At 61.5% G+C, this 15552-nt stretch carries 19 protein-coding genes; 9 read left to right on the top strand and 10 right to left on the bottom strand.

The window, feature by feature from the left end; genetic code table 11:
- Positions 1-17 precede the first annotated feature (17 nt).
- The 8 genes from QE410_RS16295 to QE410_RS16260 all read right to left on the bottom strand — a co-directional run bounded on the left by QE410_RS16295 (position 18) and on the right by QE410_RS16260 (position 5342).
- Entirely contained in the window at positions 18-320 is a 303-nt protein-coding gene (locus tag QE410_RS16295; RefSeq protein ID WP_307333936.1) for a hypothetical protein, read from the bottom strand.
- A gap of 17 nt (positions 321-337) precedes the next feature.
- The gene (locus QE410_RS16290) at positions 338-1159 is read right to left on the bottom strand and encodes a replication-relaxation family protein (RefSeq protein WP_307333934.1); all 822 of its coding nucleotides are present in this window, start codon (positions 1157-1159) and stop codon (positions 338-340) included.
- 184 nt (positions 1160-1343) lie between these two features.
- Positions 1344-3491 carry a type IV secretory system conjugative DNA transfer family protein gene (locus QE410_RS16285; protein ID WP_307333932.1) on the bottom strand — a complete coding sequence of 716 codons (2148 nt, stop codon included), beginning with the start codon at positions 3489-3491 and terminating at the stop codon, positions 1344-1346.
- A complete protein-coding gene (locus QE410_RS16280; RefSeq protein ID WP_307333930.1) occupies positions 3484-3663 on the bottom strand; it encodes a hypothetical protein in 180 nt (59 codons plus the stop codon). Before QE410_RS16280 ends, QE410_RS16285 begins: the two co-directional genes overlap by 8 nt.
- 112 nt (positions 3664-3775) lie before the next feature.
- Positions 3776-3973, bottom strand: a complete 198-nt coding sequence (locus QE410_RS16275; RefSeq protein ID WP_307333928.1) for a hypothetical protein — start codon at positions 3971-3973, stop codon at positions 3776-3778.
- Positions 3973-4593: an MT-A70 family methyltransferase gene (locus tag QE410_RS16270; RefSeq protein ID WP_307333926.1), complete on the bottom strand. Its 621-nt coding sequence runs from the start codon at positions 4591-4593 to the stop codon at positions 3973-3975. Before QE410_RS16270 ends, QE410_RS16275 begins: the two co-directional genes overlap by 1 nt.
- A gap of 163 nt (positions 4594-4756) precedes the next feature.
- A complete protein-coding gene (locus tag QE410_RS16265; protein ID WP_307333924.1) occupies positions 4757-5035 on the bottom strand; it encodes a hypothetical protein in 279 nt (92 codons plus the stop codon).
- A gap of 1 nt (position 5036) precedes the next feature.
- Entirely contained in the window at positions 5037-5342 is a 306-nt protein-coding gene (locus tag QE410_RS16260) for a hypothetical protein (protein WP_307333922.1), read from the bottom strand.
- Positions 5343-5484: 142 nt separating this feature from the next.
- Between QE410_RS16260 and QE410_RS16255 the strand changes: the two genes are divergently transcribed.
- The 4 genes from QE410_RS16255 (at position 5485) to QE410_RS16240 (ending at position 9418) form a co-directional block, all read left to right on the top strand.
- The gene (locus QE410_RS16255) at positions 5485-6267 is read left to right on the top strand and encodes a hypothetical protein (RefSeq protein WP_307333920.1); all 783 of its coding nucleotides are present in this window, start codon (positions 5485-5487) and stop codon (positions 6265-6267) included.
- Positions 6268-6656: 389 nt separating this feature from the next.
- The gene (locus tag QE410_RS16250; protein ID WP_307333918.1) at positions 6657-7628 is read left to right on the top strand and encodes a hypothetical protein; all 972 of its coding nucleotides are present in this window, start codon (positions 6657-6659) and stop codon (positions 7626-7628) included.
- A 129-nt stretch (positions 7629-7757) separates the two neighbouring features.
- A complete protein-coding gene (locus tag QE410_RS16245; RefSeq protein WP_307333916.1) occupies positions 7758-8480 on the top strand; it encodes a hypothetical protein in 723 nt (240 codons plus the stop codon).
- Positions 8477-9418, top strand: coding sequence for a ThiF family adenylyltransferase (locus QE410_RS16240; RefSeq protein WP_307333914.1), 942 nt, complete (start codon positions 8477-8479; stop codon positions 9416-9418). The genes QE410_RS16245 and QE410_RS16240 overlap by 4 nt, the downstream gene beginning before the upstream one ends.
- 31 nt (positions 9419-9449) lie before the next feature.
- On the opposite strand, the gene QE410_RS16235 is transcribed toward QE410_RS16240, so the two are convergent.
- Entirely contained in the window at positions 9450-10253 is an 804-nt protein-coding gene (locus QE410_RS16235; protein ID WP_307333913.1) for a hypothetical protein, read from the bottom strand.
- Positions 10254-10371: 118 nt separating this feature from the next.
- Here QE410_RS16235 and QE410_RS16230 point away from each other — a divergent pair, with 118 nt between their 5' ends.
- Genes QE410_RS16230 through QE410_RS16215 form a run of 4 tightly spaced genes read left to right on the top strand, consistent with a single transcriptional unit; the run spans position 10372 to position 13375 of the window.
- Positions 10372-10920, top strand: a complete 549-nt coding sequence (locus tag QE410_RS16230) for an OmpA family protein (RefSeq protein ID WP_307333911.1) — start codon at positions 10372-10374, stop codon at positions 10918-10920.
- A 15-nt stretch (positions 10921-10935) separates the two neighbouring features.
- Positions 10936-11730 (top strand): hypothetical protein, encoded by a 795-nt coding sequence (locus QE410_RS16225; RefSeq protein ID WP_307333909.1) that lies wholly within the window; start codon positions 10936-10938, stop codon positions 11728-11730.
- An 11-nt stretch (positions 11731-11741) separates the two neighbouring features.
- Entirely contained in the window at positions 11742-12233 is a 492-nt protein-coding gene (locus QE410_RS16220; RefSeq protein WP_307333907.1) for a hypothetical protein, read from the top strand.
- Between the two features lie 20 nt (positions 12234-12253).
- Positions 12254-13375, top strand: a complete 1122-nt coding sequence (locus QE410_RS16215) for a hypothetical protein (RefSeq protein WP_307333904.1) — start codon at positions 12254-12256, stop codon at positions 13373-13375.
- Positions 13376-13807: 432 nt separating this feature from the next.
- On the opposite strand, the gene QE410_RS16210 is transcribed toward QE410_RS16215, so the two are convergent.
- Positions 13808-14518, bottom strand: a complete 711-nt coding sequence (locus QE410_RS16210) for a hypothetical protein (protein WP_307333902.1) — start codon at positions 14516-14518, stop codon at positions 13808-13810.
- 329 nt (positions 14519-14847) lie between these two features.
- On the opposite strand from QE410_RS16210, the gene QE410_RS16205 reads away from it, so the two are divergent.
- Positions 14848-15156: a hypothetical protein gene (locus QE410_RS16205; protein WP_307333900.1), complete on the top strand. Its 309-nt coding sequence runs from the start codon at positions 14848-14850 to the stop codon at positions 15154-15156.
- Positions 15157-15552 lie beyond the last annotated feature (396 nt).

The following is a 15552-nucleotide window of genomic DNA, read 5'->3' as shown; positions in this document are numbered from 1 at the left end:
GCGTTGCCCATCGCCGGTCACGAGCCGCCAGCTTTCGCATACAGAATGTGGCGACCGAGAGCATCGACCCACCCCTCCTGCTCGAACGGAACGATCACGTCGGTGAGTTCCTCGAGAGCTTTTTGATGCTGTAGTTCTCCCGTTCCGGCGAACCTGTGGAGAGCAGTGTCGCTGCCGTCGTGGATGGTCGCGGCGATGAGTCTGGCGACGGCTTCGCTACGGGCCTCGGGATCCAGGCTGAGTCCAAGTTCGATGAGCTGCTCTGCTCGGTGTGAGCTGTTCGTCGCAGTAATGACTGGTGTCTTGGTGAGTGAGTGCATGAGATTCCTCCTTTCGGTCAAGTGATAATGGGCGCTCCGTACGGAGCGAGGTGACGAAGTGCCTGCTCGGGGGTGAGTATCCAGAACAGGTCGGGTTCCAGTTCCTTGTCGGCGGTGACGGCGGCGCGGAGCTTGCTCGCTCGGATCGCGTCCGGCACGATCCAGACCACCGCGGGGAAGAGTCCCCGCTCCGCTTGTTCGATCCCCGTATCGGCATAGCGCTGATAGATACGGCACTTGCGAAGAACTGCCGGCAGATGCTCGGTGCCGCGGTCGACTTCGACGAACGAATGTGTCTCGGTGTTCTTGTCGGCAGTGACGACGAACAGGTCGGGCTTCAGCGTGAGAGCCGTGTTGGTAGTACCTGGAAAGGCGCGCCAACAGGCGGGTTCCGGTTCGAGCTCCAGCACGTCGAATCGCCCGGCCTCAGCCTGCTCAAGCACTGCCACTGCCATATCGGCGACAGCCAATTGGTGGTCGACGAAGACGAGCCCGGGTTCCTCGAAACGGCGACGAGTGGGGTCGCCTCGCCTCGCCCGCAGGTAGCGGTCGCCAGCGGGACCCAGTTGCCAGATCGTGAGCGCGGAGCCGTGCTTGATGCCACCGATACGCCGGGCCAATCGAGAGATTGCTCCGAGGTGCTCGAGTCGTCCGAGTACGCGTGTCGTACCTCGGGTCGCGCTACTGACGGTGACATGCGGTCCGAGTGGACTCGCCGGAAAGTGGAGTCGCTGCAGCTGCCGAGTGGTGAGCAGCCGGAAGCGTTCGACGTCTTCCAGCAGCTTGACGTCGCGGTCGGTGAGGCGACCATCGAGAGTGCTGGCGGTGGTCGGCTTCATGGCTGGCCTCCTGGCCGCGACCCCTGAGGCATGTCCGCTGCAACGCAGCGGGAGTCCCCTCCTGAAATGGGCGGGAATCGCCGAAACCACGCCCGGTGGGGAGGTGGGTGTTCGTCGTGATACGAAGGTCGACCGGAACACTGATCCGAACACTTGACCGTGTCCTTCACGGTGTCGCTAATGCTCATGAGCGTCTCGCCTTCTGATGTGACGAACGGCTTGAAGCCGCGTGCTCTGAGCCTTCAGCCGGCGGCGTGGCAACGGTGGGCGTGTGAACGACGTCGGAATGCAGTGAGCCGTAGCGAGCGCGGCTGAGGTCTCGAATCTCGCGGCGTCTTCCGACGCGTTCGGCCGGTTCGAGAGTGCGGGCAGAGCACCAGGGGGTCGGGATGCCGCCCGCGATGAGGCGCGCATAGATCTCGTATTGCGGCAACGCTTGGAAGTCCTCAGCCGTGAGGTGGGGTGCCTGACGGGCGAGGTCTCTGGCGTCGTCGGCCTCGAGGCTGAACACGACCTTGCTGCGAGCGTTGACGTCGAAGTCTTGCCGCATGCTCGGAGGGAGTTGCCCTCGGTGCTGGTGCGCAACGGTCAGACCGACGCCGTACGAGCGGAAGACACTCATCGCTTCACCCACCGACGTCGGCAAGTGGAGGTAGTTCTGGACTTCGTCAATGAACACGAATCCCGGGCGTCTCTCCGGGTTCTTCTCGGTGGCGCGTTCGATCGTGGCCATGAAGATCTCGGCCACGATGAGGCTGCCGAGCAGCCTGGATGCACCACTGCCGACCAGCGCTTCGTTGAGCGGCACGAGGACGTTCATCCGTTCCCGGAAGATGTCACGCAACCGAAATCGCGGGCGCGCTTGCCCCAGAACGGCGACGAGCGGCTTGCGCATCAGGATCTTTCGGAGCTTGTTGAGTGGGGCGGCGATCTGCGCAGCCCGGGCACCGGGTCGAAGATCCTCGAACTCTGCCCAGAAGGCGGCCAACGTCAGGTCGTCTTGGACGGCGGCGATTACTGGTCTGCGGAACGCGGTGTCGGTCAACAGCCTCGGGAGATCGATGAGGGTGTACGGCTCGGTTCGCTTCACGCCCGCCCGCGCGAGGGAGAGAAGCGCGCCGTGAATGAGGTACTCCGTGCGCGGTCCCCACCCATCTCCGAAGGTTGCCGCCAGCGCGGCGACGATGCCGTCGACGACGATGTCGGGATCTCGATCGCCGACATCGAGTGGGTTGAATCCGACTGGCGTACTCATGTCAGAGGCGTCGAGCACGACGACCTTCTCGGCATCCTTCGGACGCAGGGCGTCGAGGACGGAGTCCACCAGCTGCTTCTTCGGCTCGATGACGACGCAGGGCCGGCCCGCACGGATATCCGAGAGGATGAGATGCTCCAGCAACGTGGATTTTCCTGAGCCGGTTGGCCCGATGGTCACCATGTGCTGAAGGCGACTCTTCGTGTCGATCCCGATCACGCGTTCCGGCCCAGGTGCAGTCCCGACCGCGAAGACGGAGGCGGTACGGCTGACGATCTCAGCCACGGCCAGACGTCGAGGATGGACGCCGGGAACACCCGCGTAGTCTCGGTCGCCGAGCGGCCAGCCCAATAGCGGGAGAAGCTCCCGGGTCGACAGGCGAAGTCCCGCACGCGGTGTGCCAGTACGCCAGCGACTGGTGGTGTCGTAGTTCAAGGTCAACCGCACACCTCTGCTTTCCAGCACTTGCAGCGCACCGAAGACTTCCCAGACCAACGCGCGGATGCGTTTTGCCGACTCGGCGGTAGCGCCGATGCGCAGCGTCGTCATCACCGTTGGTGTTGAGACGTGTTCCTCGATGCGCTTTCGGGTGTCGCCCGCAGCAGGGCGAACTCCTGCTAGCAGCATCGATCCGAACCGCTGGAAGGGATCGGCCACACTGAAGGGAACGGGAACTGCACCGTGTGTTTGGTTGAGGACGACCTGGACCGCCAGGTGCTCGTCGCCGCGGCGGGCAGCCAACGCGTGATACAGGCTCGCCACGAGGTTCTCGGGATCCACGTTTTCGAGCGGAACCGAGTTCGGATGAGCGACGACACGGCTGACCGCAACGACGTCTGGCCGGATGACGGCTTCGAAGCCGATTCCAGCGACACGGTCACGGAGAAGTCGCTTCAACTGCGGGACGGTCGTGGTGGCACACCCCAGTATGTGGACGATCCCTTCCGGAGCGGCATGCACCTCGAAGGTCACGGGACGAGGTACGTCGGCGCTCAGGAGACGTGCGAGCAGTTCCTCGACCGTCGCGGAGACTATCGGGCGTGGCAGGTGGAGTCGCGTGAAGACGAGGTCAGACATCCGAGTCTCCGTTCTCGTTCTCGTTGTGCACCGCTGCGTTGTCAACGCCCGTGGGAGATCCCTCCCTCTGTGCCCGGGCTTCAACTTCGAGACGGGCTTGTTCGAGGCCCGCAGCGGTCAGGATCTTCGCGAGTTGTTCGGGACGCAGGTCGTGGTTGAGTTCGGAGAACACCCACACCCGTCGCCCCTGTGTCTTCCGGTAGCGGCGTGGATTTCGTTGACTGGTCACGATGCGCCTCCGATCTGACCGGCGGAGAAGGGCACGAGAAGGATCATCGGCATGGCTAGAATCGCCGTCCCCACCAGTACCGGTAAGCGGTAACCAGACACCACGCCGTCAGAACGATCCCCGCTGCGAGCAGCACCCAGCCCCAGAGCCGTGCGAAGAGTTCGAGCGCTAGCCAGAGGGCGACGACGCCACCGAGGATGAGTAGACAGGCGCGGAAGAACCGCGAGGCAATCGGGGGAGGAGCATCGCCCATCAGTCATCACCCGCTCCTGTGGAAGTCGAGGTGCTCGACGTGAAGTCGGACGGGACGGGGTAGCCCGGGATGATGATGTCGGAGTCGATCTCATTCCCCCATACCGACCAGTCTTTGAGGCTGTTGGGTCTCTGCCGCGCGAACAGTTCGAGGTAGGGGCCGTCGAGGACGCGCTCGATGAGCGGGATCATCTCCTCGGGCTTCCGCGAGTGATCTTGGCGGGGGAACAGCAGCGTCGAGCGCTGCCCGTGGAACTTGAACGGGGCTTTGCCTCGGACACCGTGTAGGAGAATCTCGTGGCTGCCGCGGAAGTAGTTGCCGAGGCCCATGTAGTACTTGTCCCAGACGGCGTTCGTCTTGTAGGTGAACCCCCATGCGCTCATAACGCGGAGCGCGTCCGGGAGCGCCGCGTTGGTTGTCCACAGGAGCAGCGTCGAGTCCTCCGCCATGAAGTCGGCGATCGGCATCCGGACGATGTCCTCGGTGGTCATGAGGTCGTAGTGGCGACCGGCGCCGCGTGCCCCCTGCTGGGCGTGCGGCCACGGCGGGTCGGCGTAGCAGACCTTGTGCTTCTTGACGGGCTGGAAGGTGGCCGGCACGTCGCGTGAATTGGTGATCATGTGAAGTAACTCCTCTCTGCCGCACGCGTTAGTCGCGCGTGACCACAACTGGTTATGCGCTATGCGCGCGGAGCGATCAATCGTCCGATCGGGGCCGTTGCGAAAACCACAACGACAGGGTGGTGGCGGGGCGGCTACCGGAGCCTCCCCGCCACCAGGCGAGCTATTCGGGACGCGTCGGCACCGCGCCCGATGCGCGATACGACTCGCGGATGAGCGCCTTGCGCGCTTCGTGTGCTTCCACGCCGAGGGCATCGGCCAGTTGGAGAATGGCGCCGCGAAGCTCGGCTTGCTTCCGGTCGAGTTCCGCTTCGATAGCAGCGCGCCTGCGCTCGCGGCGGTCCAGGAAATACTTCATCGCCCACTCACCCGCGGTGCACACTCCGTAAATGACCCATCCGGCGAGTATGAACGGCAGCGCCAGCAGCCCGAGGACCGCCATCTCATGACCACCGACGGATCGCCGCCGACGCGCCGAGGGTGTAGCTGTCGACGATCTCCCGGTAGCGCGCCTCGCCGAGCGGCGCAACGGTGATCAGGTGCTGCTCGAGCGCGGCCAGCGCGCCGACGTGCTCCAGCGCGGTGTGCGTGATGAACGCCCGTCCGTCCTCGGTCAGCTTCGCGATGATCGCGCGGGACTGCACCCGCTCGACCTCACGACGCGTCTGCCGCTGGATGCCCAGCGACAGCCCGCTGAGCCCCCGCGAACCCAAGGAACTCCCCGTCGGGAGCAGTTCAGTGTTCGTCATATTCAGCCTCTCTACTCAGGTTTCGCGACCCGCTGTCGCGTCACGGGTAGGAGTCTCCTGACGAGAGATGGGCATGGGAGAGGACAGAACTTGGGCGCTTTCTGGCTACCCTCAGATCACGCTGGGATCGATTGGAGGCCAGGTGATCACCCACGACTCGCCGCCGCCCGTCGACGACCTCGCGAAGGCGCTCCGGCCCATCGTCAGCACCGGGCTTCCCGTTCAGCCCTCATTCGCAGACGATGCGTTGCTTGGACTTCGCGGCGTGGTCGCGCGAAGCATCGATCCCTCTGACAGGCTCAACCGAGTAAAGGCACTCGACGACCTTCTCGCCCGTCTCCTCGTTCACTATCCGGACGATCAGCTCGGACCCGCTGCCAGGATCCTGTTCGGTCTCGCCCCCGGCATGCGAGGCCAGAATCTGACGAACCGCAGACTCGCGGCGGCGACCGTCATCGACCGCGAGGCAGAGCATTTTCGCAAACGCATCGAACCCGAGATCGTCACCGCGGTGGCCTGGCAACTACACAGGGACTCGCAGAACTACATCCCGAGAGACCGGGCCACGCCGCCACCGCTCGAAGCGAGCGGTGATACCCCGATCATTCGCGTCGGCGATGTATCGAGTAAGGAGGCCGCCGAACACGAAGAGCTTCTGTCTCGACTGTGGGCGCACGTCTATGTGCTCCGCGCTGAGGTTCTTCGCGTCGAACGGCTCCGGCACTGGCCGTATGACCCAACCGACCCCGCTCTGAGCGAGCAGAAGCTCGCTCGGGCGACGGACAGGCGAGCCAAGGAAGTCGAGAACGTGAAGGTGCTCGCGCGCGCGTACGTCGACCGCTACGGCCAGCGAATCAAGCACGGCGATGCGGAGTTTAACGCGGAGGTGTTGCTGCGGCTGGCAGGGTGGGAAAGTGAGGCCTGACTGACTCGGCCCACCACAGCCCGACAGGAGCCCGGACCTGTCCGAGCGTTGCGGCGGGCACGCCCGTGTCGGCGGTCAGACCTGCCTGAGAATGAATGCGACAGCGCGTGCCCTCCGCTCGCCGACCAGGTGGCTACTCGACCTCCAACCGCCTCGTGAGTCGAGGGTCGCGCCACTCGCCAACCAGATGAGTAGGGAAACTGATGGTTCCTGTTGCAACCTGAGTCTGTCTTCCGCTGCGGGAGGGTCGATCTGCGTGGATGCGCTTACGTAAGAGCCTGAATAGCGACGGACAGCCGCCTATATGTAACCCAGGTCAGCGAACATGCACTTCTGCACGGCTGCTACTGTGCGGTATTAGGGCCTTTTTACATGACTGGAGGCGGATAGTGCGGCTTGATGAAGATGATGTTGCGACTCTCCACAAGCAACTTGTTTGGCTTACAAAGAGAGAGGGATTCACGCAAAGTCGACTCGCTCTAGCCGGTATCGTCGATGAATTGCTACGCAGATCTTTGGAGGACAGCTTCGAGCGCCTCCAGCATCGCTTCATCTCCGCGATCTACAGTCTTGCTGATGATCAGTCGGAGGTTCTGCTCGATTCTTTCGCCCTCTCTCCTGAAACACGAAATGTTCCGGAACTAATGCAACGCCGACTCATACACGGCGACAAGATTCAGAGAAAGGGCGACACGGTCCGCACTCGAGAGGCCGCGGCGCTGAAGCAGCTTCACTCGCGCCTCGTCGCAGGTCGATACGCTCAAGCGCCAATCGTGGTGGATGTGCCGGAGATGCACGGGGGCATCATCTACGAAGAGGTGAGCATACTCATCGTCGTGGAGAATCGACGATGGAAAGAGACCTTCGAGCATCACCGCTTTGCCAATATGGCGGGTGAACTTGATTTTGTCACGATTGGTCGTTCTTATCCCGGAGTGGTGCAGCCTAGCAAGACTGGAGAATTCAAGGTGAACACTCGACGAGTTGAGGGCGCCGGGTGGAATGACCACTTCTGGCACCTCAACGCGTCCCGCACAGAGCTCGTCCCAATGCAGGATCGAGAGCGATACGACGTGATGTTTCGGCTTGTGCCACCCGGACAAGGTGAAGAGCCAGATCCCATCACGCTCGGCAGCCGCGCGCTGCACGCGAGATCACTCCTGCTGACAATCAGCGTTGGATTCAGAGGTGAACGCCCGGCGAGCATCTGGAAGTTCGTGGGCGCAAGTCCGTATGCCCGTCCTCACGCTGCCAATGAGTACAATGAGGTGCAGTTGGACGAGCACGGAATCGCTCGTCTCACCCTGCGCGATGTGCATGGCGGCCTCTTCAACGGCTTCGCCTGGCGTTGGGCTCTCTGACACGATTCGCCCAACGTAGCGGCCTGCCACGGGCGCCGAGTCGCTGCGACTTCCAAGTTCGTTCCCACTTTCAGGCACCGACCTGACCAGTTCCTAGCGTCGAGCTACCTCGATGAAAGGAACCTGGCCATGGCCACCCGAAAGACAAGGGTCCGCAACGCGGACATTACCCCTTCCGTGCGAACCAACGTGTTCGACGCCAGTCCCGGTAGCCGATTCGCGGCGGTCGAGCTCGGATATGGCTTGCACGCGAACCCGATCTTCTCGTCATATCTCGACCTCCGAACCGGCGTCTACGCTGTGCAGACCGAGATGCTGGACCTGGAAGCGCTGACGTACAAGGTCGACATTGACGACGATGATGAGCGCGCGGACGGCACGGTGGTGCTGGAGAACCGGTACCCGCTGCCGGTAGCGGTGGCATGCGTGCGCGTGATCGAACGCCTCCACTCCGACAACCGTCCGCTCCCCGCCGACGCTCTGTACGGGCTGAACCTGCCCGCTGGGTGTGCGGAGATCTCGCGTTACATCGGACGCCTCGACGACCCGCAGCACCAGATGCGGGCCCTTCAGGAGCTGTGGCGTTCGTCCATCGCACACGTTCGCCGGATCGGTGTGGAAGATCACGTCTACGCCATTGTCGAACGCCCGCTTGAGCGTCTGCTCGGCATGGCCGGCATCGGCGTCTCCCGCGTGGCGGAACCGATCTGGCTCGAGGAGTACCAGGGCGTCAACCTCGCCATCAAGCTGGACCCGATCGCGTCGGCGGCCAACCTTGGCGGGCTCGCTGAAATCGACGCGTTGGATGTCTCGGAAGGTGCCGTGCGGTTCTGGGGCGAGGTCGAGCAGTGACCCGCGAACAGGCCGCGCAGCAGATTCCCGTACCGCCGGAGTTCCGACGAAACCTCGGCTTCTGGCGGCGGAGCGAGCAGCAGCTTCTCCAGGATTCCACCATCGCCATCGCGGGCGCCGGCGGGGACGGCTTCGATCTCGCCGTGGCTCTGGTCATGATGGCGGGCCCGAAGGAGATCCGGATCGCGGACCCGGAGACCTTCGTGCCCGAGAACTCCAATCGTGTCGCCTGGGCCAACAGCGACACGTACGGACGACTCAAGGTTGAAGCGCTACGCGAGACCATCAACAAGATCCGCCCGGAAACGCGGGTCGTCACTTACCCTGACGGTGTCACCGTCGACAACGCCGACGAGTTCGTTGCCGGTGCCGACCTCGTGTTGGATGAGTCCGAGCTGCACTACCTGCACGTGGGGACGGCGCTCGCTCGCGCCGCACGCCGTCATCGCGTTCCCAACCTTCTCGTGATGAACATCGGCTTCGGTGCGATCGCCACGTCGTTCGCGCCCAGCAGCCGCTACACCTTCGAGCGGGTGATGGGCCTGCCGCCCGATATCACCTTGGAAGAGGCGGCGACCCGGACCGCGGATCTGAGTCGCTGCGTGCCCTACGTCCCCTCATATGGAGACCTCGCCACATTCCGGGCTACGGTGGCCGGTGCGCCGCTCCCGTCGGTCGTGCAGGGCGTCAAGGCGGCGGTCAGTCTCGGTGCGACGGAAGCGCTGTTGCACTTGACTCGGCGTGATGGAAATCGACGTCGGTCGCCGGTGTTCGCGCCGCACTGGGCTTACAGCGACCCGATGACCTTGGCATCGGGGCGAATGCGCTATGCGAGGGCGCACCATTGGGTGCGTGCGGCCGTCCTAGCGAGTCGGTCACTTCTGGGCTGGAACCCGCGTGCCTCGTACGCCGAGGAAGTTCCGACCGCCGCACACTGAACGGGAGGTACCGGGACGAACGCGTCGGGGCTCAACTATCTGAGTCCCGACGCGTTTCCACGTCCACGAGACCCTCCAGGATGCCCCAGAACCCCAGCGCCGCGGGGTGCCATTCGACAAGCTCGCCGTCGATGCCGGGCTTCATGATCATCGTGTCCACCAAGTCGGGGTTTACGAGACGCCGCTGGGCCAGACCTTCAACGACAGCAGCCCCCAGGCCTGCCAGCAGCTCCGCCGACGCACCCGGATAGAACGAGAACCCGAGACCGGCCAGTGCGGTGCCGTAAAACTCGGCGGTCCGCTCGATGAAACGACGCTCCGTCTCCTGCAGTGCGGCAGCGACTCGGTCTCGGTGTTCGGTGTCCGCGAGGCTGCTCGCCGTTGCGACAAGCGTGACGTGGCTTCGCCAGGACACCGACTCGCTGAAGTGCTCGAAGTTGACGCGCGTTGCCACGCGTGCCACCTCACGCAGCACGGCAACACGACCCTCGGTAGTTCCGAGAAGGTGCTGATACTTGTCGATAACTCCGTATGCCACGTCCTGAGTCCCGGGGTAGAACATCGCGTCGTTCGCTTCCGACGCAGTGGCAAGTTCGACCAGTAGATCCGCGAAGAACCGATCCTTCGCTGGCCAAAGTCTGTAGAAGGCGCTTCGTGGGACCTCCGCAGCACGTATCAACTTCTCAAGGTTGAGGTGCTCCAAGCTGACGGTGAGTCCGGTGCGCTCGAGCATCTTCACAGCCGTGATCATCACGCGGCGCCGAGACTCATCACTTGAGAGCCTCGGTGCCCGAGCGGCAGCGCCCCAAATGTCCTCGTCGGCGTCGTCCGGCATGAACACCATCCTCTCGCCCCAGGAGCTTTGGGCCGTCATGGGACACGCGTCTTGCGCGACACCTCACCGAGACAGATGACATTTGCGACTGCAAGTTGCAAGTCGCTAGTCTCAGCATGTGACAGCTCAGGATTGCGGTACCGGCGCTAAGTCGATCCGTTCGCTGCGGGCTCGCGTGTGGATCGTCGCTGTAGTTGTCGTGACTGCGAGCCTCCTGTGTTCCTGCACGGCGGACCCCGTGACTCTTCCTGTATCGAGTCGAGATCTCGGTAGCCCCGCGCCCGACCAGCTGGATGATCTGAACAAGTGGGTAGGCAACAGCGCAGTCATTGACGGCGACGTGTCCTTCAAAACCGGCGAAGCCGCACTCACGGAGGAGGGCACCACAATCCTCCTCGGCCTCACAGACCATCTGCAGACGTCAACCGGGACCATCAAGGTCGACGGATTCGCAGACGGGGTCGGAGGTGATAGCCCCGAGAATGACGAGCTGTCAAAGGCCCGGGCAGCGACGGTTCAGGCATGGCTCATAGATGAGGGTCACGTGTCGGCAGAGCGCTTCGCTGCCCCTGAAGGGCATGGAACGAGAGACGAGGTAGGCGGAGTCGCCGCGAGGGACGGCGTCGCCGACCCGCTCCGCCGTGTCGTCCGTATCACCGTGGGTTGAATCGAAGGAGTCCACATGAAACGAGCTCTTCTCTCCTCGGTGGCATTGGCATCCGCTCTGGTGATGTCAAGCTGCTCGGCGACCGCTTCCACTGCGGGGGCACCAGATGAAGAAGCAGCAGCCGTTGCGTGTCCCGAGTTGCACACGACTAGTACCGACGAGAGCCCCGCGCCTCAGCATGAAGACGCTCACTACAACGTCTTGATCGAACTCACGAGCAACGCGCCCGAGAACCAAGACCAGATCTTGGCGCGCGTACAGCCGTTCATTGAGTGCGCGGTCGACAGTGGGGCGTACCTTGAGGTCACGCTCGACGGTGGAGAAGGCACGCCGCTGGTGACGCCAGATGGGCTCGATGGAACCGACCTCCTAACGATCAAGCGCGTCAATCCCACGCGTGAAAGGAAGGACAAGGACGAGAAGATCTCGGAGCTGGTCCAAAGTCTTCGGGAAGCTATATCCTCTGCACAGATTGGTCGATACGGGAGCGTACAGCGTCTTCTCAACTACGCATTCACACTCGCCAGCGATACCGCCCCCGGTGACTCAAGCTTCTTTATCGTGTGGTCGCCACTGCTCGGGACATCATCGGACGGAACAGATTGTCTCGACGTATCAACGGTAGACCCTTCCGAAAGCAATGCCGCTGCGGTCGTCCAACGCTGCCTCGACCAAGGTTTCATCCGCCCCGTTCCGAACGCTGGCGTCGAGATCGACGGGGCAGCTACGGGGTCGCACGACCGAGAACAACAACGATTTGCCGACTACCTGAAGAAGCAACTACTTCTCAGCGTCTTCGGCGTCAAATAAGGGGCAAACGGATGAAACTTCAAAATAGCGACACCGATCACTTCTCGCGAGTTCTCCCTCGCTCATCCATCGTCATCTCGGGAAGTCTCGCCGCCTACGCGCTCCTTCTGATCTGGATCTACGCCTCCGTACCGGACTTCAACGTATTCTTGCTCCAAGCCATCGCAGCGCTGATCATCGCGGTCGCCTCATTCATCGCAGGCAACACATATCGACTGCGAGACGTGAGGAAACGCCAGGCATACAAGCTGAGCCGATTGGCGCGAACCGACACAACAGCCCGTGAAGAGGGGTGGGACGCCTTGGTGCCGCCCACCACCATCAGCTTCCGATTCCGATTCGCAATCGTCGGCGCGATTCTTGGCACGCTCGCGCAAGTCGCCATTATCGTCATTTTTATCCAGCTCGACGAGACCATCACAGGGATCGTCGCAACCTTCCTCGTCGCCGTTCTCGCGGGCCTTGTGGTTCTCGCAGGAACCTACAGTCGCCCCATCGATTAAATTCCCGGGAGTTGATCTACATGGCATCACGACGCAAAGATGTCTCTTCTCGAGTCTTCACATATGGGGACATCGATACAAGAGGTGCAACCGGAGGCGACCGCCTCGCCATCCTCGACGCGGAAGAGCGCGCTGCGCTCTTCCAAGCAAAGAGCAACGGCGAAGGTGCGATCCGAAACGCCTACACGCGTTATCAGGACGCGCTCCTCCGATACAAGCGGCGGCGTGACCGTCGAGAGGAGAAGAACAAGGCCCACGAACCCCGAATCGCCTTCGCGGAAGCATGGAGAGCCCTCAACGCCCAGGAGCGTTATCCCCACGCCCACCTCCATTGGCTCGCACAGGTGGTGATCTTCGGGCTGCTGGCGGGTCTCGACTTCTACGTCTTCGCTCAAGCGTATGCGGTGGTCGACGACCTGGCCGAGTTCTCCATCCAATGGTGGCTAGGGGGACTGCTCGGACTCGTGGTGTTCGTCGCGGGAATTATTCTCGCCCGCCAGATCAAGGCCATCATTGTCGCGACGTCGCAGCATTCTCTCGTTAAGGACCTGCAAGACGACATTCCGACCAAGCGGCCACAGTACACCGTTCGTGGCGAATCGCGGACTCTTCCCTACACGCGGGCCAGTGGACTCGCCCTCACCCTCTCCGGATCGATCTTCATCGCACTGGTGGGACTTGCGATTTGGGTACGACTCGACGCCACCACAGGGGACCTCCCCGCCGTAATGATGACGGGAATCATTCCGATAGTGATCGTCGCGGTAGAGATCTATATCCACGATCCACTTTTTCGCCTCGTTCAGAAGCCTGGGCGACGAGAGCGGAGCGCTGAGCGGCGTGCCCGGAAGCGAGGAGTCGAGCTTGAGAACATCATCGCCAGTTATGACAGTTTCATCCGGAAAACGCGGGCAGGGTTCGCGCACCAACGCCAGATAGCAAAGGTTACGGCCGCTGACCTCGGGATAGATACCGACAGCGACACACCACAGGGGGAGGGTTCGGAGGATGGCGAATGGGAGATCAAGATCGACGATCTATTGAAGACGAAGGTGCCGCTTGGCGTTTTCCACGATGACGTATCGATCTATGCGGTCGCTCCGGCCCAACTATCGGAGGATGACCATGAGTCGCCGCGATAGAAGCGTAAAGCAACTCAAGTCTGTACTTGCAAAGATTGATCAGGCAAACCGTGAGACGGCTCGTCGAAGCGCAAAATCTGCCCCGCGCCTCAGTATCAGTAAACAGGGTGCAAAGATTTCCGATGTGTTCAAGAACGGCCGGCTAGTCAGGCGGGAAGTGTCTCCTGCGATGGATAAAAAATTCACGAAAGACGTCTACACGCTCAAGCCAGGACTTCCGCGGAAGTTCGATAAACTCTTCACAAAAGGCGTAGACGAGAAGAAATGGCGCTTGGCCAGTGGAAATCGCCCGTATGAGCATAGCGCTGAGGGTGGCCCGAGCGGTGAAAAGAAGATTTACCACTCGGTCGAGAACGTACGGATGGACAGAGCTGTAGTGGGACGGGCCGTCCGACGCGGTGGCTGGCCCACAAAATACTCAAAGTACTAAGCTCACCCAACCTGTGACGAAATATCACACAGAAGGATTCCTGACTCCCCAGGCAGACGCACTGGCTGACCAAGCTCGACTTCTCGCGCACTGCTGCTCAAACGAAGCTCAGCAGATGGGACGCTACGCAGGTTTCGACTCGAGTCGTCGAGCACTCCTAGCGGCGGAGCGATAGAGGCGTTCGAATCCAATGAATTGATGAAATACGAAGTCTTTACGATTCCATCTTGGCTATAATCGCCGAGTGGGTAGAAAGAATACACGCCCTGTTGCCGTAAGCACAATGCTGCCGTGACATTGTCGTCGCAGGTAGCTATACCGAGTACGCCCTTCAAAACGGCTTCAATTGTTTCGATTACGGTGTTGAGAATGCCCGACTCGTTCGGTGTCGCGGTTGGGATTGCCACAGCGAACTGTGACCACATCACATCATCGGGGAGAAAAAGGTCGAGCAGTACGTAATCGAGCGACTTAAACCACTCGCCGATGGAAGCGCTGAAAGGGCATACCGGATCAGTACTCGTCAGAGACACCCGCCACCATTGCACGGCGAGTTCTCCTCCTTTGGAGGGCGGTTTCGGATCTGTCTGGAGCTCGGCGAGGACATTGGAGCTGCGACGATTGATCGAGTCAACCTCTTGCGCCAATGCATCGACAAAGCGTTTCGAATATTCTTCAATCATCCTGCATTTAGGATAGACAATCGTCTGCATCTTTGCAATCTATATTTTGGATAACTTTCGCTCGAAGTATCGATTATAGACGCCCTCGAATCAGCATCCCTTCTGACCTTGCCACAGCTGAATCTTCCTGTTCTTCCGTGAATTGAGAGTTTCGGATGATATCAAGATGAGCGAGGAACTTTGTTGTATCTTACAAAGAGCGGCTGGATCCCCTCTTTATCGTAGCTATCACAACACTGGTGAACAGAATATTGAAAGTTCGCTTTGTTGCTCCATAATCAGCCTTGCTCCTCCTCGGCATGCGGTCTCCAAGATGAACCATCCAGGTTCGTCGGCCGCTCCCGATGAGGAGGCTCACGATGAGTGAGAACAACCCCGCTGAGACGCCGGCGACGGCGCTCGGCTCGATCCGTCCGCTCAGCGTGCGGATCACCGATGGTCTGCGAGCGCAGCTGGAAGTTATCGCGCAGCTCAACGACCGCACAGTCACCGAAGAAATCCGCCTGGGCCTCGAAGCCTGGGTGGAGACCAGCAAGTCCGACCCCAAGGTACTCCAACGCGCCGAGACGGTTAGGGCTGAGATCGAACGCGAAGCACAGACCAAGCAGAGCGCAATCGAGGCAATCTTCGGTTCGGCCACTCCGACCCCCAGACGGAGTCGCCCCTGAACGGACTGCACAGTTCGTTCGACAAAGTGGCAGCCGCCCCGGGGATCGAGCGCCATTCTGCGTTCTCCCTGGGCGGTTGCCCATCCTTCATCTGTGACTGCCTCGCCGACGTCCGGTTTCGACCCGCGACCCGACCTTCTGACCAATCTGTTGTAACTTCTACGTCTTCACCGCCTGGGAGCACTGGCGCATACTCAGGGCAGTGTGAAACATCCGTCAATACCTTCACCTCACGACAATGCCGCGCCCACAGCTTCATGGTTCTTCTTTGATTTGCAGCGGAATCAGCCGATCGAGCCAGGGCGCGTCGCTTCGATGTGGGCCAAGGTTGCGCTCCACCGCGACCTTGACATGCCCATCGGCAGGAACAGTCTCCCTGCCGCGCTGTGGGAAGCT

Origin of the sequence: Microbacterium sp. SORGH_AS_1204, from assembly GCF_030818935.1 — a bacterium.
Classification (GTDB): domain Bacteria; phylum Actinomycetota; class Actinomycetes; order Actinomycetales; family Microbacteriaceae; genus Microbacterium.
The sequence above is the reverse complement of the archived record's forward strand: the minus strand, read 5'-3'. Positions and strand labels throughout refer to the sequence as shown.

Bases quoted from the DNA above. Each gene is read 5' to 3' on its own strand.
- QE410_RS16235 (WP_307333913.1), bottom strand. From the start codon at position 10,253: ATGCCGGACGACGCCGACGAGGACATTTGGGGCGCTGCCGCTCGGGCA.
- QE410_RS16210 (WP_307333902.1), bottom strand. From the start codon at position 14,518: ATGCAGACGATTGTCTATCCTAAATGCAGGATGATTGAAGAATATTCG.
- QE410_RS16260 (WP_307333922.1), bottom strand. From the start codon at position 5,342: ATGACGAACACTGAACTGCTCCCGACGGGGAGTTCCTTGGGTTCGCGG.
- QE410_RS16215 (WP_307333904.1), top strand. From the start codon at position 12,254: ATGGCATCACGACGCAAAGATGTCTCTTCTCGAGTCTTCACATATGGG.
- QE410_RS16270 (WP_307333926.1), bottom strand. From the start codon at position 4,593: ATGATCACCAATTCACGCGACGTGCCGGCCACCTTCCAGCCCGTCAAG.
- QE410_RS16290 (WP_307333934.1), bottom strand. From the start codon at position 1,159: ATGAAGCCGACCACCGCCAGCACTCTCGATGGTCGCCTCACCGACCGC.
- QE410_RS16295 (WP_307333936.1), bottom strand. From the start codon at position 320: ATGCACTCACTCACCAAGACACCAGTCATTACTGCGACGAACAGCTCA.
- QE410_RS16220 (WP_307333907.1), top strand. From the start codon at position 11,742: ATGAAACTTCAAAATAGCGACACCGATCACTTCTCGCGAGTTCTCCCT.
- QE410_RS16205 (WP_307333900.1), top strand. From the start codon at position 14,848: ATGAGTGAGAACAACCCCGCTGAGACGCCGGCGACGGCGCTCGGCTCG.
- QE410_RS16245 (WP_307333916.1), top strand. From the start codon at position 7,758: ATGGCCACCCGAAAGACAAGGGTCCGCAACGCGGACATTACCCCTTCC.
- QE410_RS16265 (WP_307333924.1), bottom strand. From the start codon at position 5,035: ATGGCGGTCCTCGGGCTGCTGGCGCTGCCGTTCATACTCGCCGGATGG.
- QE410_RS16275 (WP_307333928.1), bottom strand. From the start codon at position 3,973: ATGGGCGATGCTCCTCCCCCGATTGCCTCGCGGTTCTTCCGCGCCTGT.
- QE410_RS16225 (WP_307333909.1), top strand. From the start codon at position 10,936: ATGAAACGAGCTCTTCTCTCCTCGGTGGCATTGGCATCCGCTCTGGTG.
- QE410_RS16285 (WP_307333932.1), bottom strand. From the start codon at position 3,491: ATGTCTGACCTCGTCTTCACGCGACTCCACCTGCCACGCCCGATAGTC.